Origin of the sequence: Actinoplanes sp. NPDC051470 (genome assembly GCF_040682035.1) — a bacterium.
Classification (GTDB): domain Bacteria; phylum Actinomycetota; class Actinomycetes; order Mycobacteriales; family Micromonosporaceae; genus Actinoplanes.
In genome coordinates this window covers 311,711-334,726 of sequence record NZ_JBFBAA010000002.1, presented here as the reverse complement: position 1 = coordinate 334,726, position 23,016 = coordinate 311,711, and the positions used below count along the sequence as shown (strand labels likewise).

Below are 23,016 nucleotides of genomic sequence, written 5' to 3'. Positions count from 1 at the left end.
AGATCACCGTCAGACCTCCGGGGTGGCCTTGACCGTGAACGGGTTGAAACCCCAGATCCGCGACCCGGAACGCGGGACGGCGAAGGCGTACCAGTCGTCACCGAGCGCTTCGAACACGACGTCGCGGGCGGTGTCTCCCATGCGGGGCGACGGTCGCACGCCGGGCGTGCACCGCACCAGACCGGAGAAGTACGACATGCCACTGTCCTTGGTCACGTAGGCCACGCAACCGTCGTGGCTCCACACGGCCGAGAAGCGGTACAGGCCGTAGCTCCCACCGGGCGTCGCCGTCGCCAGCCGTTCCAGTCCCGGACGATGCAGCGGGAACAGCGCCCGGCCGGCCACCCCCGAGCAGGCCACCACCATGGTCACGACGGACACCACCGGCAGCACCGACCGGACCGCCCAGGACCGGCCGCTCAGCGACACCGCCCAAACCACGGCGGCCCCCGCCCACAGACCCATGGCCGTCCACAACCAGGTCAGGTAGCCACCGGGCAGAACCACCCCGTACAGCAGCGCGACGGCCGCCACCAGGGCAAGGGCGATCGGCCACCAGGTGCGGGATCGGCTCACGCCGACACGCTACCGAGCCGGGGCAATCCGGAGCGCGGGGTAGTGCTGGCTGTACCGGCGGGTGGGTAGTCACCGGGATGGATCTTGTCCGTCGCGGAAAATAGCGTTCTCGGTATGACCACGACAAAGAACTTTCGCAGCCTGGCGGTGGGCCTGACCGCCGCCGCCGTCCTCGCCGCGGGCGTTGGAGTCGCCCACGCCGACGTCATCGGCGGCGCGCCGGCCGGCGGCGCCGAGACCCTCACGGCCGCCACCCGCTCCGGTTGGGAAGGTGTCACTCGCGAGCAGGTGCGGATCGACTTCGGCAAGGGCTGGGTCACCAACGCCGAGCTCACCTACCCGAGCAGTGCCACCGGCCGTCTGCCGCTGGTCGTCTTCCTGCACGGCAGCGGTCGCAACGACATGAATCAGACGCTGCCGGACGGCAAGGGCTCGACCTTCGTCCCGCTCGCTCAGGCTGCCAGCCGGGAAGGTTATGCGACCTTGCGCTTCAACAAGCGCGGCGTGACCGACGTCGGGCCGGTGGAGAGCACCGATCCGGCCCAGCTGATGCCGAAGAACCCGTACCAGCAGATTCAGCTGGACGCCGCCTCGGTCGTACGGTTCGCCGCCCGGTCGTCGAAGGTGGACCCGGCGAAGATCTTCCTCCTCGGTCACAGCGAGGGCACCAACGTGGCCGCCAACCTGGCCGCCGACCCGAAGAGGTTCGGCATCCCGAAGCCGGCCGGTGTGGTCGAGATGGGGGTGGTCGGCAAGCCCATCAAGGATCTGCTGACCTTCCAGATCTACGGCCGGCTGCTGACGCAGATGCACGACGAGTTCGACATCGACGGTGACGGCCAGCTGACCGCCGTCGAGGCGACCGACGGCCTGGTGGGCCAGCCGAAGGAGATCGCCGACCAGTTCCGCTCCGTGCTGCTCGACGGCAAGAAGGTGCGGCCCGGCACCGACCGGAACCACGACGGCCGGATCGCGATCGACGCCGAGGCCGGCCCGGTGCTGCGCAAGGCCACCCACATCGACGACTACCCGAACGTGCCGGGCCTCGACCCGTACGTGGTCGCCTACGCCAAGGACCTCGGCCGCTTCCCGACCGTGACGCAGGCGCTGCCCAAGTTCGCCGGCCCGACGCTGCTGCTCAACGGTGAGAACGACATCCAGACCCCGGCCCGCGCCGCGATCGTCGCCGACGCCGCCGTCGCCGCGGCCGGCAACAAGGACCACAAGCTCGTCATCTACCCCGGCATGGCCCACACCATGAACATCACCCCGAAGTTCACCCCGGTGTTCGGCGAACCCGACCGGCAGGTCATCACCGAGATCCAGGGCTGGCTCAAGTCCCACCGCTGAGAACCCCTGCGAAGCGGCCGCCGACCAGGCGGCCGCTTCGGTGTGGATTGCCGCGACGGCCTAGGTGGTCAGCCCGAACCGTTCGACGATGCCCGGCAGCCAGTCCGGCTCGCCGAACTGCAGGCCGTAGCGTTCCGCGAGGTCGCCGCCCTCCCCGGCCGCCACCGGCCCGGCCGCGATCAGCTCCGCCACCTCGCGGAAGAAGTGCTCGAAGCCGGCCGGCGTGATGATCTCGATCATCCGGGCGGGGACCGCGCCGGCGTTCCACATGGCGTGCAGCTCGCCGCGCGGCTTGGTGATGTAGCCGCCCGGCCCGAGCACCACCTCCCGGTCGCCCGAGCGGAAGCCGATCTCGCCCTCGGTGACGATCGAGTATTCGTCCTCCCGCGTGTGCAGGTGAGGCGACACGAGCGCGCCCACCGGGAAGGGATGCTCGACGATGGCCAGCGCGCCGCCGGTGTCCTCGCCCCACAGCTTGAAGTGCACGCCGATGTCGCCGAGTTCGCCCACGCGTCCGCCGCCCGGCTCGACCACGGTCAACGGCGGCGGCTTCGATGTCGTCATGCGATGTGCCTACCGCATCCGGTGGGCCTCCGGCCAACAAATACGGGCCATCACGGCGCCAGGCGGACACCAGCGCCGAGTACGGGCCGGGCACCTCGGCCAGGGTGCGGTGCGGGCCCGACTGCACGAGGCTCGACGCCAACATGCTGGCCGCGATCGGCTTCCCGGACGGCGGCGGGGCGCTGCTGATCGTGCAGACCGACGGCGGCCCGGAGGAGGCGGCGCGGGCGATCGAGGTGCTCGGCCGGACCGCGACGACGCTGCGATCCACCACCGGTCCGGCCGAGACCACCGCGCTGCCGGCCGCCCGCCGAGCACGGGGTGGGCACGCTGAAACGCGCCTGGCTGGCCCGCGAGCTGGGCGAACAGAACCTCGACCTGCAGCTGCAGATCAAGGCCTGTTCGACCCCCACAACATCTTGAATCCCGGCAAAGCCCATTAGCTGATGCCGTGCCGCGCCGCCACGATCTGCGGCCACGACTTCGGCTGAGATGACACGGCCTTGGCGGATTTCGCCAGGGCCGGGCGGCCGGGTGTGTAGAGCCAGGTCTGGAAGAAGGCGTCCAGGTCCTGGCCGGAGATCTGCTCGGCCAGCGCGATGAACTCGGACGTGATGCCGTCGCCGTAGCGTTGGCTCGCGGCCCACCCGCGGAGGATGGCGAAGAACTTCTCGTCGCCGACCTTCTCGCGGAGGTATTGCAGGGTCAGGGCGCCACGGTCGTAGACGGCGCCGTCGAAGAGGCGGTCGGCGCCGGGGTCGCCGGGCAGCACCTGCCAGAACGGGTCGTCGGCCGGGTAGACCTCGTGGTAGACGTACGACGCGAGCTCCGCCGTCGTACCCTCGCCCTGCTCCTCGCTCCACAACCACTGCGCGTAGGACGCGAAGCCCTCGTTGAGCCAGATGTCCTTCCACTGCCCCACCGAGACCGAGTCGCCGAACCACTGGTGGGCCAGCTCGTGCACGATCAGCGAGTTGTTCGAGCCGCGGGCGAACGACGCGCCGTCGTACACCGGCCGGGTCTGGTTCTCGAGGGCGAAGCCCTGATCACCGGCGGCGGTGACCACACCGCCGCGCGCGCCGAACGGGTACGGCCCGAACAGCCCGGCCTCCCAGTCGAGGATCTCGTCGGTGCGCTCCACGCTGGTCTTCGCGGCCGCGAGGGCCGCCGGGGCCAGACGCTTGTTGTACGCCGTGACGATCGGGCTGCCGTCGGCCGAGGTGTCCTGGTAGGTCTCGAAGTCACCCAGGGCCAGGAACGCCAGGTACGGGGCCTGGGGCCGGTCCTGCCGCCACGACCACCGGTTCCACCCGCCGATCACCGGCTGCGCCCAGCGCGTCGGCACGCCGTTGGAGATGGCCTCGATGCCCTCGGGTACGAGCACCGACACGTCGTAGGTGGCCTTGTCAGTCGGGTGGTCGTTGCTCGGGTACCACCACCACGAGATCTCCGGCTCGTTCACCGCCAGGGCGCCGTCCGGGGTGCGGTTCCACGAGGTGAAACCGGAGGCGACGACGTTCGAGGGCACGTCGTCGTACTCGACCACGATGGTCAGCGGCGTGCCGGCGGCGACCGGCCGGGCCGGCGTGACGACGAGTTCGTGATCACCCTGCCGGGCGTACGTGGCGGGCCGGTTGTTGACCCGCACCGACGTCGTGGCGAGCACGAAGTCGAGGTTGAACGCGGAGAGGTCCTGGGTGGCGGTGGCGAGGATGGTGGTGGTGCCGGTCAGCCGGTCGGTGCCCGGGTAGTAGCGCAGGCGGATGTCGTAGTGGGCGACGTCGTAGCCGCCGTTGCCGTACTCGGGGTAGTAGACGTCGCCGGCGCCGGGACTTCCGGGCGCCGGGGCGGCCTGGGCCCCGGACTGGACGGTCAGCACGGCGGCGAGGACAGCCGCCGTGACGGTGAGACTTCTGCGGAGCACGAAGGTCCCCTTCCATGAAGATCCGACTCGCGGAAGGTACCAACGGATTGATAACAATAAAGTTCAGCTTTTGCCACATTTGCCGGGTGGCTCAGGCTGACGGGCCCGAGCGGCGGTAGGCCAGCAGGGCCAGGACCACGGCAATCACGCCGAGGACGGTGCCGGCGATGCCCCAGACGCCGGGCGAATCGATAGCCTTCCGGGCATGAATCGCCTGGGCCTGCTCCTGCTCGCCGTCCTGGACCGGCTCGCAGAACGTTCCCCGGTCTGAGGTAGCACTCCGGGCCGCTCCGCACATGTACGGGCCGGACGCGTTCTCCGCGCGTCCGGACCCGACAGGAGCAACCGATGACGTCAGCGACCGTGGAACGCCCGGCCGCGCCACCCAGCCCTCCCGGCGAGCGGCGGGCGCCGCGGCTGTACGCGCTGGACGGGCTGCGGCTGGTCTGCGCGCTGGCCGTGGCCGGGTTCCACTTCGGGAACTCGTGGCGGCTGGACGGCGTGCACGGCGGCTCGTACCACCTGCCCGGCGCGGCGCCCGTCCTGATCTACGGCTTCCTCGGCGTGGAGACGTTCTTCCTGATCAGCGGGTTCGTGATCCTGATGAGCGGGTGGGGCCGCACGGTACGCCAGTTCGCCGTCTCCCGCGCCGCCCGCCTCTACCCCGCCTTCTGGGCCGGGGTCCTGCTGACGACGGTTGTGGCCACCCTGCTGCCGATCACCGGCGGGCTCCCGTTCAGCCGCCTGCCCGAAGGCGGCCGTGACGTCGTCGTCAACCTGACCATGCTCGCCGAGCCGCTGAACGTCCCGCTGGTCGACACCATCTACTGGACCCTCTGGTACGAGATCCGCTTCTACCTGATCGTCGCCTGCCTCATCGCCGGCGGGCTGACCGATCGTCGCGTGAAGATCTTCGGCGCCGGCTGGCTGGCCGCGGCCCTGGTGCTGCCCGCCTTCCCCGGCGCTTGGCTGACCGAGCTGGTGATGCCCGGCTTCGCCCCCTACTTCATCGCCGGCATGACGCTCTTCCTGCTCCGGCGCCACCGCCGCGACGGCTGGCTGTGGCTGCTGCTGGCGGCCTGCTGGCTGGTCAGCCTGCAGCGGGTGCACCTGCGGGTGCTCGACCTGCGGCCCGGCTTCGCGGTGGCCGAGTGGCCGGCCCTTGTCATGATCACCCTTGTGTACGGGATGCTGCTGGCCATCGCGCTCGGGGCCGCCGACCGGCTGCGGTGGCGGTGGCTGGTGACGGCGGGCGCGCTCACGTACCCGTTCTATGTGATCCACCAGCGTGCCGGATACAGCCTGATCCGTACCCTTCAGGCCCGCACCGGCTGGGACGCCGGGGTGGTGATCGCCCTGGTCGTGGGCGCCCTGCTCGCGGCGGCCTGGCTGATACACCGGCTCGTCGAGCGCCCGCTGGCGCCGCGGCTGACCAGATTTCTCTCGGCTCGGCATTTCTCCCGGATCGGCGGGTAGCAGGTGGTGCCGTGCCGGACATGAGGCGGATATGAGACGACCGGACGCCGAGACCGCCTTCCGCGAGCTCTTCGAGGCGGCGTACGACGACCTGCTGTGTTTCGTCGAACGGCGGATCCACCTGGCCGTGGCCGACGACGTGGTGGCCGAGGTGTTCCTGGTCGCGTGGCGCCGCTTCGACACCGTGCCGGAACCGCTCGACGAGGCCCGCGCCTGGCTGTTCACCGCCGCGCACAACGTCCTGCGCAACGGCCGGCGCAGCCACCAGCGTCAGCACAGCCTCGCGCTGCGCATCCAGCAGGAGCCGGATGACACCGGTGGCACCGAGGCCGACGGGGTGGCCGCCCGCGTCGACCTGGGCCGGGCCTGGCAACGCCTCTCCCCCGCCGACCAGGAGGCGCTCACCCTCACCGTCTTCGAGGGCCTGACCGGCACGCAGGCCGCCCGCCTGCTGAACATCTCCCGCCCCGCGTTCAGCCTCCGCCTCCTCCGCGCCCGCCGCCGCCTCCACCACCTGCTCCGGCCGCAACCGGAGAGCCCGCCCCTCCGGCCGCAACCCGACAGCCCGCCTCTTCGGCCGCGACCCGACAGCCCGCGCCTTCGGCTGCAACCCGAGAGCCCGCCCGCGGAGAGCCCACCCGTGCCCCGCCCGCGGCCGGAGCACGCGCGACCTCACCCCGCGCGACCGGGGCAGGCGCCCGCCGCACACCCCACCACCACCGGAGCGTCAGCATGAAGCACAACCTCGACCGGGCGCTCCGCGACGCCGCCGAGCCGGTGCCCGCCCGCGTCACGGAGCCGTTCGCCCAGCAGCTGCTCGACGACATCCTGCGCAGCGACCCAGGCATCGGCGCGGCGCCCATGGCGGCGGGCGGCTCGGCGCCCATCACGGAGACCGGCGCCGTGCCCATCGCGTCGGGCGGCGCGGCGCCGATTGCCCCCTCGCGTCCTCGACCGCGTCCCCGGCTGCGCCTGGCCGTCGCGGGCGCGGCCCTGGCCTTGGCCGCGACCGCCGTCCTCGCCGTGAACAGCGTCGGCGCCGAACGCGCCTACGCCTCGTGGACCCCCGACCCCAGTCCCCTGCCCGCCGCCGAGGCCCAGGCCCTCATCGGCATGTGCCTCCCGCCGAGCGCGGCGGCGGGCGCCCGCGTCGCGATCAGCGAGAAGCGGGGCCGGTACGCGTTCGTCAACGTGGTGACCGCCGAGGACACCCGTACCTGCTTCCGCGACCGCTCCGGCGGCGTGCACGAGTCCAGCATCCTGCTGGGCCCGGCCGGCGCCGAGCAGCTCGGCGCCAGGGGCATCGAGATGTACGCCTGGCCCCAGTTGCGTACCGGCGAGGGCTGGGCCCGCCTGATGGCGGGACGTCTGGGCTCCCAGATCACCGGTGTCACGATCACCGTCCGGGGCGGCGGCGAGACTCGCGACGTGCGGGCCACCGTGCGCAACGGCTACTTCGCGGCCTGGTACCCGGAGGACGACCGGGGGTTGCAAACCAACGACACCACACTGCGGCTCCAGTTCGCCGACCACCGCCCCGGCCGCAACCTGGACGCCGGCGATCTGCTCATCCAGCCCGTGCTCGACTAGGGGCCAATCGATCAGCCGAGCCCGGTCTCGTACGCCCGCAGCACGGTCACCACCGCCCGGTTTCCGGCCGGGCCGGCGACGGTCGCGCGCAACGAGACGAAGCCGGCGGCGGGGTTGTCCACGCGCAGCGTCCGGCGGTCGCTCATCGGGGCGGGCCGCCACGTGCGTCCGTCGTCGATCGAGTATTCCGCGCTCAGCGTGTCCCCCCGCGCCACGGTGGCCGGGATGGAGAACCGCCCCGGCGGCGCGATGTTGTCGTCGTCGAGGCGAGGGCGGAAACCCACCGTGGGCAGCGGCAGGGCGGTGTCACCGTTCGCCGAGGAGAAGGTCCACACGCCACTGACCGAGGTCGACAGCCGGAACGGCGCGGACCGGGTCGCCGACATCTCCAGCCGGTAGTTTGTCGGCTCGGGCGGCACCTCGAACTCCGCGTAGTCGGCCGGCTCCTCGCCGACCAGCTCGCCGCCGGCGTAGAGCGCGGTCCGGGCGCGGTCGGTCGCCGACCGGGTCCACTGTCCGTCGCCGGAGGCGAACAGCGGGATGCCGGCCACGATCACGTCGCCGGACCGGGCCGCGGTGAACCGGGTGTCATCGACCGCCGGCGCGAACACCGCCCGGTTCCACCGCTGGCGATACACCCGGCCGGCGGCCAGCCGCTGGGCCGGGCCCACGGCGATGCTGTGATCACCCTCCTCGAACCGGCCCAGCCATCGCACGCCGCCGTCGGTGTTGACGTGTTCCGTGCGCACGGCCGGCACCGCGAACCGGTGCGCCGCGGTCAGCCCGCCGACGCCGTCGTCCCAGATCGGCACGTTGGTCTTGAAGCCGTCGACGCCCGCCGCGTTCCGCGCGTACCCGGCCTTGATGGTGGCCAGCTCGCCCGCACTGACCTTGCGCGTGAGGCCGGTGAAGAAAGTGCCCTTCCGGCGGTACGCGACGTCGTACGAATGCGCGCCGTCGAAGGAGGCGGCCACCGAGCTGTGGAAGCCGTCGACCTTCTCGTGCGGGCCGACCAGCGCGGTGAACGTGTCGCCGGCCCGCTCCGCGAACGTGATGGCCCCGATGAACTGGGGCTGCCACAGGGTGTCGACGCCGATCTGGGTCAGGCGGGCATCCGTCGCGGGCACGGTGATGTCGAACGGCCGGCCACGGCGGGCGTCCAGGGTGACCGTCTCGGGGCCGTCCACCACGAGCCGCGGCTGCACGAGCATGGTCTGGCCGGCCTCGCCGGTGATCCAGCCGTACAGGCCGTAGTCGCCCTTCGGCAGCCGCAGCGCCTCGACCGCATCCGGGCCGCCCAGGTTCACCACGCCCGGCCCGTCGAGCCGGTTCAGCGAGGTGTAGTGGTCGCCGGCGGGCTCGCCGTCCCGGCCGATGTGACGCACCGTGACGTCGTAGCTCTCCGCCTCGCGGTTCACCGCGACCGGCGTCTCCACCTTCACGTCGCCGGGGCCGATGGCGATGATCCGGCCGGTCTTCAGGCCGTCGCTGCCCGCGCCGTTGGTGTCGGCGGTCACCGTGGTCGTCGCGCCGCCGCCGGCCGGCACCGTGACCTCGGCCGCGCCCAGCGTGAAGGTGCCCGCGCCGTCCTCGAGGGCGAGACCCAGGGTGATCGGCCCGGCTCCTTCGTTGCGGTACGTGAGGGTCCTCGTCACGGGTTCGTCATCGTCGTGCGGCCACGCCTGGCGGCCGAAGCTGACGCTGCCCTCGTCGGCCCACACCGCCTGGCGCACCGCGCGGGCCACGTCGACCCGGCCGGCGCCCTGGCCGAAGGCGTCGACACCGGGCGTCGGCCGAGCGGTGCCCATCAGCAGCGCCTTGCGTTGTCCCGGCGACCAGCCGGGGTGCTGCTGGGCGACGATCGCCGCCGCGCCGGCCACGTGCGGCGCGGCCATGGAGGTGCCGTCGAGGCTGACGTATCCGTCGCCGGCCGGCGTGCCACCGGTGCCATGCGCCGCCGCGGCGGCCACGATGCCCACGCCCGGCGCGGTGATGTCCGGCTTGATGGCGTCGTCGCCGTCGCGCGGGCCACGGCTGGAGAAATCGGCCAGCCGGTCCTCATCGTCGACGGCGCCCACGGTCAGCGCCGACGCGCGCTGCCGAGCGGGCCGATCGTTCCCGCGCCGCCGTCGTTGCCGGCCGCCACCACGAACAACGCGCCGTACCTCGCGGTCAGGTCGTCGACCGCCTGCTCCAACGGGTCGACACCCTCGGTGTCCCGGCCGCCGAGACTCATGCTGACCACCGGAGCGATCCGGGCGGCCCACTCCATCCCGGCCAGGACGGCCGACTCGGCACACCGGTCGACCTCGCACACCTTGCCGATCGCCAGCCGCGCCCCGGGCGCCACGCCACGGAGCCGGCCGCCGGACCGGGCGCCGCTGCCCGCGATGGTCGAGGCGACGTGGGTGCCGTGTCCCACGGTGTCATCGGCGGATGGGTCGGAGGTGAAGTTCTCCACGGCGGCCAGCCGACCGGCGAAGTCCGGGTGGGTCGCGTCGATGCCCGAGTCGAGCACCGCGACCGTGACACCGGTGCCGTCGAGCCCGGCCTGCCACGCCACCGGCGCCCCGATCTGCGGCACGCTGACGTCGAGCGCGAGCGTCCTCCGCCCGTCCAGATGGATCCGCTCGACTCCGGGCCGCAGCACCCGGCCGGTGGCCGTGGTCATGGTGGCCGCGTCCCAGAAGGCGCCGGGACGCACCCGCGCCGCGAGCATGCCGACCCCGGCGAGATCGCGGTCCACCCGGGCCGCAGCGCCGGTTGCCGCCCGCGCGGCCGCCGGCCCCTTGCGGTTTCCCGAGCGCGGGTACGAGATGAGCACCGGCAACGCCTCAGCGGGACGGCCGAGATCGCGCAGCGTGGTGACGTCGAACAGCCGCTGGTCGAGGCGCCCGTCGCGCACGAGGGGCAGGGCGTCGGCCGGCACGACGTACCGATGACCCGGGCTTGTCCAGCCGACGAACCGGACACCCGCCCGACCGGGCCCGCGCGTCACCGAGATCGCGTCGCCGGCCACCGTCACCTGGTCACCGGTGACAAGCGTGACGGTCGCCGGAGGCGCCATGGGGGCGGGGGCGGGGGCGGCAACGGGCGCCGATCGCGGAGCGGCCACCGGAACCAGCACGACAGCCATGGCGATGGCGAGCAGCCTCATGCGATCTATTGTGGACCATCGATGTCCCGCCGGCGAGGGTCGGCGGTCCGGGGCGCGAAGGTGCTCGCCAGCCGGTCGAAGGCCTCGCGAACACCGCCTGGGACGTCGACGTGCGCGATGAACCCGCGCCCGGCCGGCGGGACGGCCTCGTCAGCCGACCGCCGTTCGGAACGCCTCCTTGACCGCGCTCGCGCCCGCCGTGACCACCGCCGCCGCTCCGGCCGCCGCCCCGCGCACGGCCGTGGCCACCACCTGCGGTCCGGCCGGCGGCACCCGGTCGACGATCGCCGCCCACTCCTGGTCCTCCAGCGGGAACGGGTTGCGCCCGCCGGCCATCCGCAGGATCAGCGCGTGCGCGAACCGCGGGTCCCCCTCGAGCTTCTCGCGCCCGATCGGCCGGTTCACAAAATGCTGGGCGAACTCGACCGGTACGAGCCACTGCTCGCCGTCGCGCCCGGTCCAGTACGGGTCGTCGGCGGTGCCGAAGTGCGGCTCCGCGGTCACGTGCCCGAGCGCGACCACGCCACCGCCCGGCCCGGAGAGCCAGATCGCGACGCCGTCCCCGGCGCTCATCCGCTTCCAGTGCTGCCGGATGGTCCACGTGGTCGCGGTGTGACCGTCGGTGAAGAAGTCACGGATGCGCCAGTGCGAGATGTTGCCCTGCATCAGCCAGTACGCCATGGGATCAGTCTCGCGATCACACGTCGCCACCGTCGGGAAACGGCGTCACCAGCGCAGTTCGAGTGACAGCGGCCCGCGCACGTTGATCGACCGCCGCAGAGCGAAAGAACGTTCGTTCTCTCCGGCCAGCCCCGGCAGCCGCTCGAGCAGGGTCTGAAGTGCGACTTTCGCCATCGCGCGGGCCGGCCCGGCGCCGACACAGGTGTGAACGCCGGCCCCGAATCCGAAGTGGCGCGTCGGCGTGCGGGTCACGTCGAAGCGGGCCGCGTCCGGATAGCGGTCCTCGTCGCGGTTGGCCGAGGCGAACACGAGCAGCACGTCGGCGCCGGCCGGCAGGTTCACGCCGGCGACCGTGGCCGGGCGGGTCGTGCGCCGGAAGAGGGTCGGCACCGGGGACTCGTACCGCAGAACCTCCTCGACCGCGCCCGCCACCAGCTCGGGCCGGCTCCGCAGCAGCGCCCACTGGCCGGGGTGGGCGAGCAGCAGGCGCAGGGCGTTGCCGATGGTGTCGGTGGTGGTGATGTGGCTGGCCCCGAACGTGCTGGCCAGGGTGCCGACCAGCTCGGCCTCCTGATCGAAGGTGAGCGGCTCGTCGCCCGGGGCGAGCGCGGCGATGACGTCGCTGATCAGGTCGCCGGCCGGGGCGGCGCGCCGGCCGCGTACCCGATCGGCCAGCAGGTGCTGGAACGAGACGACCGCGCGGGCGGCGACCTGCTCGTCCTCCTCGGTCAGGTCGGCGCTGCCCAGGCTGAACAGCGCCTCGCTGCCCTGCTTGGCCGCGGCGGCGTCGCCGGGCTCGAGGCCGAACAGCGCGGCGGCGGTCGCCACCGGCAGCGGCGAGGTGAACTGGGTGACCAGGTCGGCGCGGCGGGTGTCGATGAACCGGTCGACCAGGGCGTTGGCCCGCACCCGGATGCCCGGTTCCATGCCCTTGACCCGGCCCGGCTCGGTCAGATGCCGGGCGTACGGCCGGCGGTAGCGGCGGTGGGCGTCGCCGTCGGAGGTGATGTGGTCCGGCTTCGGCGGGTACCCGTCGGCCAGCACGGCGAACGTCGGCGGGTAGAGGGCGCGTACCGGTCGCAGGCTGTGGGCCGAGGAGAAGGTGGCCGGGTCCCGGAGGATGGCGTCGACGTCACGGAAGCGGGTGACGACCCAGGCATCGAGGCGCGGCGAATGGAAGACCGGCTGGTGGTGCCGGGCTTCGGCGTAGAACGCGTACGGGTCGTCGAGGTGTCTTCCGAGGGGGTCGTAGCTCTCCGCGAGCTCGCTGGCCATCGTTCGAGAATGGACGAACGGGCGACTCAGAGCAACGGTGTAACATCGGCCGGCATCGCACCGGCACCGCTCCGCCGACGAGTCCAGAAGAAGGGCCGACATGGCTGACGAACCCGTCCTCGAGGACGACCTCAAGGCGGACGTGCCGCACACGGCCCGCATCTGGAACTACTGGCTCGGCGGCAAGGACAACTTCGCGGTCGACCGGCGGGTCGGCGACGAGGTCCGCGAGATCTTCCCGGTGGTGATCGAGCTGGCCCGGGCCGACCGGCTCTTCCTCGGCCGCGCCGTGCGCTACCTGACCGGCGAGGCCGGCGTCCGCCAGTTCCTCGACATCGGCACCGGCCTGCCCACCCAGGACAACACGCACGAGGTGGCCCAGGCGATGGCCCCCGAGGCGCGGATCGTCTACGTCGACAACGACCCGCTGGTGCTGGCCCACGCCCGCGCCCTGCTGACCAGCAGCGACGAGGGCGCCACCGAGTACCTGCACGCCGACCTGCGCGACCCCGACACCATCCTCCGGGCGGCCGGGTCCACGCTGGACTTCGCCCGGCCGGTGGCGGTCATGCTGCTCGGCATCATGCACTTCGTCAACGACGACGAGCAGCTCCAGCAGATCGTCGACCGCCTGGTCGAGGCGATCCCGTCGGGCAGCTACATCGCCGTGGCCAACACCACCACCGCGGTCAACGGCGACACCACGGCCGAGGCGGTACGGGTGTGGAACATCGACGCCCAGCCGAAACTCAAGCTCCGGAGCCCCGAGCAGATCGCCGGGTTCTTCCGCGACCTCGAGGTCGTCGAGCCCGGCTGGGTCTCCTGCTCCCGGTGGCGCGCCCAGCCCGGCCCGGACGGCAACCTGCCGATCGAGGTCGACCAGTGGTGCGGGGTCGTGCGCAAGCCGTGACCACGTGGACCGCGGACGTCGTGGCCGGGAAGCCGGCCTGGCGGCACGACCCGTCCGGGGTGGTGTTCCGCGAGGTCCCGGGCGGGACGTTCCGGATGGGCCTGTCCGACGACGAGCTCGCGGCGGTACGCGCCATCGAGCGCGACGGCGGCGCCGAAGACGACCTGAGCGGATTCCTCGAGAGCGCACCGGCCGACGCCGGGCCGGTGCGCGTGGTCCGGGTCGAGCCGTTCCTGATCGCGCGTCACCCGCTGACGGTCGCGCAGGTCCAGCACTGGCTGCCCGGCTTCGACGACGACTACGCCAAACACGACGCGTGCGCGGCCCGGCTCGAGGGCGAGCTCGACGACCTGCTCGCGGCGCTGCCGTTCCGGCTGCCCAGCGAGGCCGAGTGGGAATACGCCGCCCGCGCCGGCACGACCGCGCTGACCTTCCGCGGTGATCGGAAGCCCGGCGAGGACCAGCTTCTCGACGACTTCGGCGACGAGGAACGCACGGCGGCCGCGGAGAACGCGTTCGGGCTGGCCGGGTTCGGCTCGGCCAACGAGATCTGCGCGGATGTGTGGATCCCGGGCTTCGTCGACGCCCCGCTGGATGCCCGCCCCCGCCTCGGCGACGGCCCGCGTACCGCCCGCGGCGGGGCCGCCGACCTCTACCCGTGGCAGGGCTGCGACGAGTGGCTGCTCCTGCTGGCGGCCACCCGCTACGAGCACCACCAGTTCACCTCGGTCCGCCCGGCCGCGCCACTACCCTGAGGTTCGATGACAGCAGGACTGTGACAGTAGTACTGTCACTGTTGTGCGCTTCTCCATCGACGACCTGGCCGCCGCGACCGGCACGACCGTGCGGACGGTGCGGTTCTACGCGGCCGAGGGGCTGCTGCCGCCGCCCGATCGGGAGGGCCGGGTGGCCTGGTACGACGCGCGGCACCGGGTCCGGCTCGATCTGATCCACCGGCTACAGGACCACGGCTACACCCTGGTCGCGATCCGGCGGGTGCTCGAGGCGATCCCGGCCGACGCCTCGCCCGACGAGTTCGCCGTCCGCGGGTCGCTGCTCACGCCGTGGGCGCCGCTCACACAGGTGGACGAGCTGATCGGGCGGGACGGGCAGCCGCTCACCGCCGAGCAGGTCGCCTTCCTGGAGGACGTCGGCATCGTGCGGCGGCTGCCCGACGGACGGCACCAGTCGACCCCGTCCCAGCTCGCCCTGGCCCAGGACCTGCTGGAGATCCCGGTGCCGCTGGCCGTGCTGCGGGACGCGGCCGCGGTGGTCACCCGGCACACCGAGGCGCTCGCGGCCGACCTGACCGAGGTGTTCCGGGCCGGCATCTGGCAGCCGATGCGCAACGGTGAGCTGCCGGTTGATCCGGCCCTGCTGCCCGAGATGGTCAACCGGCTACGGGCCGTGGCCGTGCAGGGCCTGGTCGTCGCGTTCGAACACGCCGCGGATCGGGTGATCGGGAAGTGACGGCACAGACGCACCGGCTCGACGTCGACGGGGTTCAGGTCGGGGTCCGGGAGTACGGCGAGCCCGGCGCCGGGCCGTCGGTAGTATTCCTGCCCGCGATGGGGGTGCCGCTCCGCTACTACGAGCCGTTGTTCGAGGCGTGGCCGCGGCATGTCATCGGTGTCGAGTGGCGGGGCCAGCCCGAGAGCCGGGTCGCCGACCTGCGCCGCGCCCGGTTCGGCTACTCCGACCTGTTACGCGTCGACCTGCCCGCCGTCGTCGCGCTGGCCGCCGACCGGGGCGCACCTCAGGTCGTACTCGTCGGTCACAGCCTGGGCGGGCAGATCGCGCTCCTCGCCGCGGCCAGCGGAACCGTGCGCCCGGCCGCGGTCGTGACCGTGGCCACCGGCACCAGCTCGCCCACCCACCTGCCCCTGGTGCTGAGGTGGCAGCGACGGCTCGGCGTCTCGGTGGTCCGCACCATCACCTGGGCCGCGGGCCACTGGCCGGGCGACCGCTTCCGGTTCGCCGGCCGCCAGCCGCGAACCTTGATCAGGGACTGGGCGTACGAGGCCCGCCACGGCCGGTACCGCTTCGCCGGCGACCCCACCGACTACGAGGCGGCGCTGGCCGGCTCGCGGGTGCCGGCGCTCCTGATCGACCTGGCCGGCGACCGGATGATCCCGGCCGGCGCCGTCGACCACCTGGCGGCGCGGGTCGGCGGGCCGGTCGAGCGCGCGTCGCTCTCGCAGCGGGCGGGCTTCGACCACTTCAGCTGGGCCCGCCGTACGCCGCGGGTGGTCATCGATCGGATCGAGACGTGGCTCGGAGCGCCAGCAGGCCCCCGATGACCGGGATCACCGCGAGCAGCGTGGTGCGGGCCGACCGGGTGAGGTGCCACGCGGCCCCGATGACCAGCAGGTAGGCGCAGCCGTGGATCGGGCCGACCAGCGACGCCACGGCCGGCACGTGCACGGTGGCGAGGTTGGTCAGGAGCACGGCGAGGCTGAGCAGTTCGACGATCGCGGCGGTTCTGAGCAGCGGCACGTCACACCCCCGTGGTGGAACCGGGGCGGACGATCATCAGCACCACGACGACCGCCCACAGCAGGTTGAAGATTCCGGTGACCATGCCGAGCCGTGCGGTCTCGCGTCTCGCCTGCCGGGGCAGGATGACCAGGCCGAGCAGGCTGCCCGCCACGACCGTCAGCCCGATCGAGGTCAGCAGCCACGCGTCGCCGAGCACCCCGAGGCTGCTCGCCGTGGCCAGGCCGAAGACGGGCACCAGGATGCCGATCATGGCGTAGACCCGGCAGATCCGGTGCAGCAGGCGCAGGGCCGGCTCGTCGCCGCGGCGGGCGACGGCCGGGAACATGCTCGCCGCCACGGTCACCGGGCCGATGGCGATGATCGCGGCGAGCACATGGATGCTGAGAAGCACTTTCGTCACGGATGTCGAAGTTAGGGGAGATTCGCGGACCTATACACTGGCCGGAATGCCAAGAGCCAACTGATTCGCGCCAGGGGAAGAACACCAGGGACGAACACCAGGAAAGAGGCGGCCATGCACATCGTCGCGATTCTCGCCCTGGACGGCGTGGTCCCGTTCGACCTGGCCACGCCCGAGGTCTTCGACCGGGTCCGGCTGGCCGACGGCACCAGCCCGTACGAGGTGCGGGTCTGTTCCCCCGGCCCCGGCCCGGTCGACGCCGGAGCGTTCACCCTGGTCACCCCGTGGGGCATGGACGCCCTGGACAGCGCCGACACGATCGTGCTGCCCGGCCGGGCCGACGTCACCGCCCCGATCGACGACGAGGTGATCAAGGGTTTGCGGGCGGCCGCGGCCCGGGGCGCCCGGCTGGTGTCCATCTGCTCCGGCGCGTTCATCCTGGCCGCCACCGGCCTGCTCGACGGGCTGCGCGCGACCACTCACTGGATCGCCGCCGACGACCTGGCCCGCATGCACCCGGCGATCGAGGTCGATCCCGACGTGCTCTACATCGATCACGGCGAGCTCGCCACCTCGGCCGGCGCGGTCGCCGGGCTCGACCTCTGCCTGCACCTGATCCGCCGCGACCACGGCTCGGCGGTCGCCGCGATGGCGGCCAAGCTGTCGGTCGTCCCGCTGGAACGCGAGGGCGGTCAGGCCCAGTTCATCGTGCACGAGCAGCCGCCGGCGCCGCGGGGCTCCACGATGGAGCCGCTGCTGCGCTGGCTCGAGGAGTCGGCGCCCGCCGAGCTCACCACCGCGCAGATCGCCGCGAAGGCCAACATGAGCACGCGTACGCTCAACCGCCGATTCCGCGAGCAGACCGGCACGACCCCGCTGCGCTGGCTGCACCGGGCCCGGGTGCGCCGGGCCCAGCACCTGCTGGAGACCACCGATGACACCGTCGACCTGATCGGCGACCGGGCCGGCTTCGGCTCCCCCACGGCCTTCCGCGACCGCTTCAAGAGCGTGGTGGGCATCAGCCCACAGACCTACCGCCAGGCTTTCCGCTCGCGCGGCGCCGCAGCTGCGGAACGATGAGCAACGCGCACAGCCCCACCGCGACGACCAGCAGCACCGGCACCAGCCAGACCCACACGGTCGTCTCGTTCTTGACCGCCTTGCGCAGGATCTGAGCCTCCGCCACCGGCGAGGGCGCCTGCACGGGCGCCTGCAGGGGCGCCGCCGAGGCCGGGGCCTGCCAGCCGGGCGGCGCCGCGACCACCGCGCCGTGATAGGTGAACCGGATCTCGCCCTTCACCGCGTCGCCGTCGGAGACCGTGTGGTGGTAGGTCACCGTGTACTCCCCCGGCGCCGGCAGGTGGGACACGGCGATCTTGACCGGGAAGCCGGTCTCCAGCAGCAGCGGCTCCCACTGCCCGTCCTTGAGCTGGTATTCCCGCACCGGCGTGGCGAGGCGATGTGGCTCACCGTTCGACCAGCCGCCGTCGACGCGTACCCCGGTCGGCGCTTTGATCGTGAACTGCGCGCCCGGCGGCGGCTTCTCGGTGAACGTCAGCGTGACCGCCTCGACCCGCTCCTGAACCGTGCTGCCCTGTGCGGGCTCGCTCGTGACCAGGGTGCCGTGCGCCAGCGCGGCCGAGGGCGCGACCACCGCCCCGGCCAGCACACCGACGAGCAGAAGACCGAGAAGGGTACGAGGTGAGCGGCCCATCGTCGCAGGCTATCGGAATGCCTCAATATTGAGTGCGTCGCAGGACCATGCGTACCGTGCCGTCGCGTTCGGTCTGTTCGTCGACCAGGTCGAAACCCTGCGTGGCGAGGGTCTTGGAGGTGACCCGGTAGGCGTGCCGGGCGGTGACCTGGCCGAGCCACGCCTCGTTGTGCTTGCCGAGGTCGTACTCGCTGATCAGGGCCAGGAACGTGCCGCTGTCCTGGCGCAGGAAGCCGATGTCGTTGGAGGCCAGGCCGACGTGCTTGCGGCGGATGATGACGTGCGCCCGGTCGCCGCGCGGGTCGCCCTGGAAGCCGACGAGCCGTTGCGGCTGGTCGTACACCTCGAGGTCGTCGTAGCCGACGTCGGCGAGCGCGCCGCACAGCGCCTCGGTGTCGGTGATGCGGGTGGTCAGGGTCGTGTAGTGCGACATGGAACCTCCTCGGGACGGATCAGATCGGTTCGAGCGGGACGACGAACTGGCGTTCGGCCTCGATCGCCTCGGCGAACGACGCCGACTGGGCGCGTCCCTCGCGCAGCCAGCCGCGCAGCGAGCCGATCGTCTCGCGCTGCGACACCGACAGCGGCACCTGCCGGCCCAGCGCGGCGCGGATGTCGGCGGTGGTGAACTCGCGGCCGGCGCTGAAGCCGACGTACATGGCGTCGACCACGGCCTGCTCGATCTCCGAGCCGACGTAGCCCTCGGCGGCCGCGGCGAGGCCGGCGACGTCGAAGTCGGCCGGGATCCGCCGCCGTTTGCGCAGGTGCACGGTGAGGATCTCGGCCCGCTCGTCGGCGGTCGGCAGGTCGAGGAAGAAGATCTCGTCGAACCGGCCCTTGCGCAGCACCTCGGGCGGCAGGCTGCTGATGTCGTTGGCGGTGCCGACCACGAAGCACGGCGCGGTCTTCTCCTGCATCCAGGTCAGGATGGTGCCGAACACCCGGGTGCTGGTGCCCGAGTCGCCACCGCCGTGGGCGAGCGCCTTCTCCATCTCGTCGATCCACACCACGCACGGCGCCACGGTCTCGGCCAGGTGCAAGGCCCGCCGGGTACGCTCCTCGGCCTCGCCGACCAGCGATCCGAACAGGGCGCCGACGTCCAGCCGCAGCAACGGCAGCCGCCACAGGCCGCCGATCATCTTGGCCGTCAGGCTCTTGCCGGTGCCGGGGATGCCGATCAGCGCGATGCCCTTCGGCGCCGGCAGGCCGTAGTCGCGGGCCTCCTGGGTGAACGCTCGTTCCCGCAACCGCAGCCACTGCTTGAGGACGTCGAGACCGCCCACGTCGTCCGGGGTCTCGTGCACGCCGTAGAACTCCAGCGCCTCGCTCTCCCGGATCACCTCCTGCTTCTCGCGGACGACGACGTCGATGTGCCGGTCGTCGAGGGCGCTGTCCCGGACGATCGCCTTGGCGTACGACCGGCGGGCCTGCGCGGCGGTCATGCCCAGCGCCGCCTGCCCGAGCTTCTCCCGCCCGGCCGGCGTGAGGTCGACCTTGACCCCGGGCGTGCCGGTGAGCGCGCCGAGCACCTCGTCGAGCTGGGTCGCGTCGGGCAGCGGCAGCTCGACGATCACCGCGTCGTCCTTGAGCTCGTCCGGCACCGACCGGCTGGGCGAGATCACCACGATCGACTTGCGGGTGAACTTCAACCGCTGGGCCGCGCTCCGGAGCTTGCGCTTGACCTGCGGGTTGGTCCAGCAGTCGTGAAAGTCCTTGAGTACGAAGGTGACGTCGCCGTCGGCCTTCTCCACCTGTTCGATCACCGACAGCGGGTCGCGGGCCGACGGCAGCGAGCCGGTGTGCCCGGACAGCGCCGCGAACCCGTCGGCCAGGTCCCAGGCCAGGCACGGCCGGTGCCGGCGCTCGCACACCGCGGTGACGGCCTGGAGGGCCCGTTCCTCCTCGATCGTCACCACCACCACGAGCGTGTACCTCGCCCGCAGATACAGATCGAGCTCGCCTTCGAAACTCACCGCACATCTCCCAGCAGCGTCGGCGGGTTGATCCCGCTGATGGACAGGACACCGTCCGGCCGGATCACGATCTCGGCGTCCGGTACGTCGTCCAGTTCGTCGGCGCGTACCCGGTCGCCGAAGGTCAGCACCCGCTTGTTGGCCGACCCGCGCAGCCCTCGACCGAGCCTTTGCGAGCGCTGGTAACGCCCGGCGACCAGCACGTCGACACGCTCACGAAGCAGGTCGGCCCCGGGCATCCGCCGTACCGCCGGCCATTCGTAGCCGGTGAACAGGATGCTGGTCAGGGTCGTCTCGGCCCGGATCCGGCCGAGCAGCGCCAGCACGCCGTCGCGCTGTTGCAGGGGCTCGCCGCCGCTGATCGTCACCCCGCTGATCCGGTCGCCGAGCCCGGTGATCCGTTCGAAGAGGTGGTCGACGGTCACTTCCTCACCGTCGCGGCCGTGCGTGCCGGGGTTGAAGCAGCCCGGGCAGCCCAGCGTGCAGCCCTGAACCCAGACGACCGCGCGCAGGCCGGGACCGTTGACCGCGCTGACCGGTTCGAAGCCGTGGATCCGCAGCGGCGTCATCGCTCGCGTTCCCGCCGGAGCCGGGCCGGGTCGGTGCGTTCGAGAGCGGCCTGCGCCTCGGCGGTCAGCTCCCGGGACAGCACCTCACCGCCCAGGGCCTGTTCCAGGCCGGCGGTGAGGTCGAGGCAGCCGGCCCCGGCCAGCCCCCGCACCTGCACGGTGGTGGTCCCGTCCGGGGCGATCACCACCTCGATCTCGTGCAGTTCCATGACGGCGCTCCTCACGTGAGCTTCACGACCGGGAAGTCGCGGTGGGTGATCCGGCCGCCGACCAGGTCGTGCGCGGTCAGCAGCAGGCGCTTGTTGGTGTCGATGCTGAACTCGACCCGGAACCTCGGCTGCCCGGCATTGGCCGGTGGGTCGGCGCGCAGGAAGGTCGGGGCGCGTTCGTTGACCCAGAACCGGCTGCGGCCGTCCTCGTCGTCGGGCGTCACCGCGGCGACCCGCCAGGCGCCGCCCTTGTCGAGCACCAGCTCGGTCTCGGTCTCGGACCCGGTGCGGCGGCGTTCGCCGAGCTCGTAGATCGCGATGCCGAGGTCCTGCTGGCCGTTCTGGGTGGCCCGGACGGTCATCGTGTGGACCGGCTCCTTGCTGGGGTACGCGGTGCCGGCCCGGACGCAGGTGCGGAACTCGTACCGGCCGGTGGTCCGGTCGTACCACCGGACCGCGTAGTCGTGCTGGATGTGGTCGTAGAAGCCGGTTCCGGCCGCGTACGCCGCGGCGCCACGGGCCACCACGTCGAGCGGGCGGTCGGAGAAGACCCGATCACGGCCGAAGATGCGTTCCATGGTCCGGCGTACCGACGGGATCAGGCTGCTCCCGCCGACCATCAGGACCGCGGTCACGTCGTCCTCGTCGTACCCCCGGGTCGAGGCCGCGCGCAACGCCCGCCGCACCACACGGTCCAGGCGGTTGAACAACTCGTGCCGGTCGAGCAGGTCCTCCAGCCCGTCGCGGTCGAGGTCCATGCTGGTCACCGCGCCGGAAGCGGGGTCGAGCACGCTGATCTCGGCACCGCTCCGGGCCGGGTCGGATAGCAGTTCCTTGGCGCGCTCACACTCGACCAGCAGGGCCCGGCTGATCCGGCGCACGTCGTCGTCGCTGTCGGCCCGGCCGTTGCGCGCCAGCAGCTCCTGGAAGATCCACTGGTCGATCGTGGAGCCGCCGATGTCGTCACCGGCCTTGCCCAGGACCCGGCACGACCGGCCCCCGGCCTCCTCCTGGATCAGCACCACGGCCGCCTGCACCGTGCCGCCGCCGAAGTCGAACATCAGGTAGACGTGGCCCGGCTGGATGTGCGCGCCGTAGCCGAGCGCGGCCGCCGACGGCTCGTCGATCAGCCGGAACCGGGACACCCCGGCCGCCTCGGTCACCTCGCCCAGCCAGTCCTCGTAGTGCTCGAACGACTCGACCGGGGCGGTCAGCGAGATCTCCTCGCCGGCCGCGTCCGCCTCGGTGGCGGCCAGTGCCAGCACCGTGGCCAGGAAGTCGCGGCCGGCGTCGAACGGCGAGATCTGCCGCCCGTTGACCGCCGTCCGCAGTGGACTCCGGTTGGCGATGTATCGCTTCATCCAGCGGAACGTGCCGTGGGCGTGGTACAGGTTCGCCGCGTGCACCTGGGCGCCGAGCAGCTGCCGGTCCTCGTCCGTGTAGTGGATGACCGACGGGATGACCGGCACCTGCTGGTCCCCGTGACCGAGCGGGCGCCCGTACCCGGGAATCCGCAGGGTCTTCGCACTTCTCGTGGTCTCGTCCCACGCGGCGATCACGGTGTTGCTGGTGCCGAAGTCGATACCGAGCCGTCCCGCCATCAGCCCTCCACCGCCTCGACGCCCGCCTTCCGCAGCACCTTCCCGCGAAGGTCCAGGCCGGCCACGCGTACGACGACCGGGTCACCACGCTTCGGCGAACCCGCCAGGCTCAGCGGGTCGTGACGATCGGGGTCGAACGGGACCGTCGCACCGACCGTGCCCACCCGCACACCCTCCCGTTCGAGCGCGCGGACCAGCCGCAACCCGATGGCCAGCAGGTCACCGGCGGCCGGGTCGCTCCCGCGCAGATGAGCCACGGTCACGAACTGCACCAGCGGCGCCCCGACCGCGGTCACGAGACGCTCCACATCGGCCTGGGCCCGCTCGTCGGCGAGGTCGCCGGCGTCACCCCGGGCCCGGGCCAGCTCGCCGCGCAGCCGCTCCTGGGTGCGGTCGCGCTCGGCCAGCTCGAGGCGCGCCCCGGCCAGCGCGCGCTCCAGCCGGAGCACGTCGTCACCCGCCGTCCGGCGCCGGAAGAATCGCAACACCATTCGAAGATATTCGATCGCGTATATGCACGGTACAAATGCAATACATTCATTTCACCC

General features: G+C 72.2%; 26 protein-coding genes. 10 read left to right on the top strand and 16 right to left on the bottom strand.

The window, feature by feature from the left end:
• Positions 1 to 9 precede the first annotated feature (9 nt).
• Positions 10 to 576: a hypothetical protein gene (locus AB0M54_RS06650; RefSeq protein WP_364469556.1), complete on the bottom strand. Its 567-nt coding sequence runs from the start codon at positions 574 to 576 to the stop codon at positions 10 to 12.
• 114 nt (positions 577 to 690) lie between these two features.
• Here AB0M54_RS06650 and AB0M54_RS06645 point away from each other — a divergent pair, with 114 nt between their 5' ends.
• On the top strand, positions 691 to 1,926 hold the full coding sequence (locus AB0M54_RS06645; protein ID WP_364469554.1) for an alpha/beta fold hydrolase: 1,236 nt from the start codon (positions 691 to 693) through the stop codon (positions 1,924 to 1,926).
• A gap of 60 nt (positions 1,927 to 1,986) precedes the next feature.
• Here AB0M54_RS06645 and AB0M54_RS06640 read toward each other — a convergent pair whose 3' ends face one another.
• Positions 1,987 to 2,490 carry a cupin domain-containing protein gene (locus tag AB0M54_RS06640; RefSeq protein WP_364320291.1) on the bottom strand — a complete coding sequence of 168 codons (504 nt, stop codon included), beginning with the start codon at positions 2,488 to 2,490 and terminating at the stop codon, positions 1,987 to 1,989.
• Positions 2,491 to 2,811: 321 nt separating this feature from the next.
• Between AB0M54_RS06640 and AB0M54_RS06635 the strand changes: the two genes are divergently transcribed.
• A complete protein-coding gene (locus tag AB0M54_RS06635) occupies positions 2,812 to 2,913 on the top strand; it encodes a hypothetical protein (RefSeq protein WP_364469552.1) in 102 nt (33 codons plus the stop codon).
• Between the two features lie 16 nt (positions 2,914 to 2,929).
• On the opposite strand, the gene AB0M54_RS06630 is transcribed toward AB0M54_RS06635, so the two are convergent.
• A complete protein-coding gene (locus tag AB0M54_RS06630) occupies positions 2,930 to 4,414 on the bottom strand; it encodes a M1 family metallopeptidase (protein ID WP_364469550.1) in 1,485 nt (494 codons plus the stop codon).
• A gap of 348 nt (positions 4,415 to 4,762) precedes the next feature.
• Between AB0M54_RS06630 and AB0M54_RS06625 the strand changes: the two genes are divergently transcribed.
• The 3 genes from AB0M54_RS06625 to AB0M54_RS06615 are packed head-to-tail and all read left to right on the top strand — an operon-like array spanning position 4,763 to position 7,480.
• Positions 4,763 to 5,890: an acyltransferase gene (locus tag AB0M54_RS06625; protein ID WP_364469548.1), complete on the top strand. Its 1,128-nt coding sequence runs from the start codon at positions 4,763 to 4,765 to the stop codon at positions 5,888 to 5,890.
• Between the two features lie 31 nt (positions 5,891 to 5,921).
• A complete protein-coding gene (locus AB0M54_RS06620) occupies positions 5,922 to 6,626 on the top strand; it encodes an RNA polymerase sigma factor (protein WP_364469546.1) in 705 nt (234 codons plus the stop codon).
• Positions 6,623 to 7,480, top strand: coding sequence for a hypothetical protein (locus AB0M54_RS06615; protein WP_364469544.1), 858 nt, complete (start codon positions 6,623 to 6,625; stop codon positions 7,478 to 7,480). The genes AB0M54_RS06620 and AB0M54_RS06615 overlap by 4 nt, the downstream gene beginning before the upstream one ends.
• 11 nt (positions 7,481 to 7,491) lie before the next feature.
• Here the strand turns inward: AB0M54_RS06615 and AB0M54_RS06610 are convergent, their stop codons facing one another.
• From AB0M54_RS06610 to AB0M54_RS06595, 4 genes are all read right to left on the bottom strand, one after another.
• Positions 7,492 to 9,558 carry a S8 family serine peptidase gene (locus tag AB0M54_RS06610; protein WP_364469542.1) on the bottom strand — a complete coding sequence of 689 codons (2,067 nt, stop codon included), beginning with the start codon at positions 9,556 to 9,558 and terminating at the stop codon, positions 7,492 to 7,494.
• Between the two features lie 2 nt (positions 9,559 to 9,560).
• Positions 9,561 to 10,637, bottom strand: coding sequence for a S8 family serine peptidase (locus AB0M54_RS06605; protein ID WP_364469540.1), 1,077 nt, complete (start codon positions 10,635 to 10,637; stop codon positions 9,561 to 9,563).
• 150 nt (positions 10,638 to 10,787) lie between these two features.
• On the bottom strand, positions 10,788 to 11,318 hold the full coding sequence (locus AB0M54_RS06600; RefSeq protein WP_364320276.1) for an EVE domain-containing protein: 531 nt from the start codon (positions 11,316 to 11,318) through the stop codon (positions 10,788 to 10,790).
• Positions 11,319 to 11,363: 45 nt separating this feature from the next.
• Entirely contained in the window at positions 11,364 to 12,593 is a 1,230-nt protein-coding gene (locus AB0M54_RS06595; RefSeq protein ID WP_364469538.1) for a cytochrome P450, read from the bottom strand.
• Positions 12,594 to 12,693: 100 nt separating this feature from the next.
• On the opposite strand from AB0M54_RS06595, the gene AB0M54_RS06590 reads away from it, so the two are divergent.
• From AB0M54_RS06590 to AB0M54_RS06575, 4 genes are read left to right on the top strand one after another with little or no spacing between them, the layout of a single operon-like run.
• Positions 12,694 to 13,503: an SAM-dependent methyltransferase gene (locus tag AB0M54_RS06590; protein ID WP_364320272.1), complete on the top strand. Its 810-nt coding sequence runs from the start codon at positions 12,694 to 12,696 to the stop codon at positions 13,501 to 13,503.
• Positions 13,500 to 14,258 (top strand): SUMF1/EgtB/PvdO family nonheme iron enzyme, encoded by a 759-nt coding sequence (locus AB0M54_RS06585; protein WP_364320270.1) that lies wholly within the window; start codon positions 13,500 to 13,502, stop codon positions 14,256 to 14,258. Before AB0M54_RS06590 ends, AB0M54_RS06585 begins: the two co-directional genes overlap by 4 nt.
• Positions 14,259 to 14,301: 43 nt before the next feature.
• Positions 14,302 to 14,973 carry a MerR family transcriptional regulator gene (locus AB0M54_RS06580; RefSeq protein ID WP_364469536.1) on the top strand — a complete coding sequence of 224 codons (672 nt, stop codon included), beginning with the start codon at positions 14,302 to 14,304 and terminating at the stop codon, positions 14,971 to 14,973.
• Entirely contained in the window at positions 14,970 to 15,803 is an 834-nt protein-coding gene (locus AB0M54_RS06575) for an alpha/beta fold hydrolase (protein WP_364469534.1), read from the top strand. Before AB0M54_RS06580 ends, AB0M54_RS06575 begins: the two co-directional genes overlap by 4 nt.
• Here AB0M54_RS06575 and AB0M54_RS06570 read toward each other — a convergent pair.
• Together AB0M54_RS06570 and AB0M54_RS06565 are read right to left on the bottom strand one after the other, a co-directional pair.
• Positions 15,754 to 15,999: a DUF3817 domain-containing protein gene (locus AB0M54_RS06570; RefSeq protein WP_364320265.1), complete on the bottom strand. Its 246-nt coding sequence runs from the start codon at positions 15,997 to 15,999 to the stop codon at positions 15,754 to 15,756. The two genes, AB0M54_RS06575 and AB0M54_RS06570, sit on opposite strands and share 50 nt — an antisense overlap.
• A gap of 1 nt (position 16,000) precedes the next feature.
• A complete protein-coding gene (locus AB0M54_RS06565) occupies positions 16,001 to 16,402 on the bottom strand; it encodes a hypothetical protein (protein ID WP_364469532.1) in 402 nt (133 codons plus the stop codon).
• A 114-nt stretch (positions 16,403 to 16,516) separates the two neighbouring features.
• Between AB0M54_RS06565 and AB0M54_RS06560 the strand changes: the two genes are divergently transcribed.
• Positions 16,517 to 17,482, top strand: a complete 966-nt coding sequence (locus AB0M54_RS06560; RefSeq protein WP_364469530.1) for a helix-turn-helix domain-containing protein — start codon at positions 16,517 to 16,519, stop codon at positions 17,480 to 17,482.
• Here AB0M54_RS06560 and AB0M54_RS06555 read toward each other — a convergent pair.
• From AB0M54_RS06555 to AB0M54_RS06525, 7 genes are read right to left on the bottom strand one after another with little or no spacing between them, the layout of a single operon-like run.
• Positions 17,421 to 18,116, bottom strand: coding sequence for a copper resistance CopC family protein (locus AB0M54_RS06555; RefSeq protein ID WP_364469528.1), 696 nt, complete (start codon positions 18,114 to 18,116; stop codon positions 17,421 to 17,423). The genes AB0M54_RS06560 and AB0M54_RS06555 overlap by 62 nt on opposite strands.
• 22 nt (positions 18,117 to 18,138) lie before the next feature.
• Positions 18,139 to 18,549: a DUF1257 domain-containing protein gene (locus AB0M54_RS06550; RefSeq protein WP_364469526.1), complete on the bottom strand. Its 411-nt coding sequence runs from the start codon at positions 18,547 to 18,549 to the stop codon at positions 18,139 to 18,141.
• A 19-nt stretch (positions 18,550 to 18,568) separates the two neighbouring features.
• On the bottom strand, positions 18,569 to 20,089 hold the full coding sequence (locus AB0M54_RS06545; protein WP_364469524.1) for an AAA family ATPase: 1,521 nt from the start codon (positions 20,087 to 20,089) through the stop codon (positions 18,569 to 18,571).
• Positions 20,086 to 20,658, bottom strand: coding sequence for a 4Fe-4S single cluster domain-containing protein (locus AB0M54_RS06540; RefSeq protein ID WP_364469522.1), 573 nt, complete (start codon positions 20,656 to 20,658; stop codon positions 20,086 to 20,088). Before AB0M54_RS06540 ends, AB0M54_RS06545 begins: the two co-directional genes overlap by 4 nt.
• Positions 20,655 to 20,867, bottom strand: coding sequence for a DUF2997 domain-containing protein (locus tag AB0M54_RS06535; protein ID WP_364320253.1), 213 nt, complete (start codon positions 20,865 to 20,867; stop codon positions 20,655 to 20,657). The genes AB0M54_RS06540 and AB0M54_RS06535 overlap by 4 nt, the downstream gene beginning before the upstream one ends.
• An 11-nt stretch (positions 20,868 to 20,878) precedes the next feature.
• Positions 20,879 to 22,468 carry an Hsp70 family protein gene (locus AB0M54_RS06530; protein ID WP_364469520.1) on the bottom strand — a complete coding sequence of 530 codons (1,590 nt, stop codon included), beginning with the start codon at positions 22,466 to 22,468 and terminating at the stop codon, positions 20,879 to 20,881.
• Positions 22,468 to 22,956: a hypothetical protein gene (locus AB0M54_RS06525; protein ID WP_364469518.1), complete on the bottom strand. Its 489-nt coding sequence runs from the start codon at positions 22,954 to 22,956 to the stop codon at positions 22,468 to 22,470. Before AB0M54_RS06525 ends, AB0M54_RS06530 begins: the two co-directional genes overlap by 1 nt.
• Positions 22,957 to 23,016: the final 60 nt, after the last annotated feature.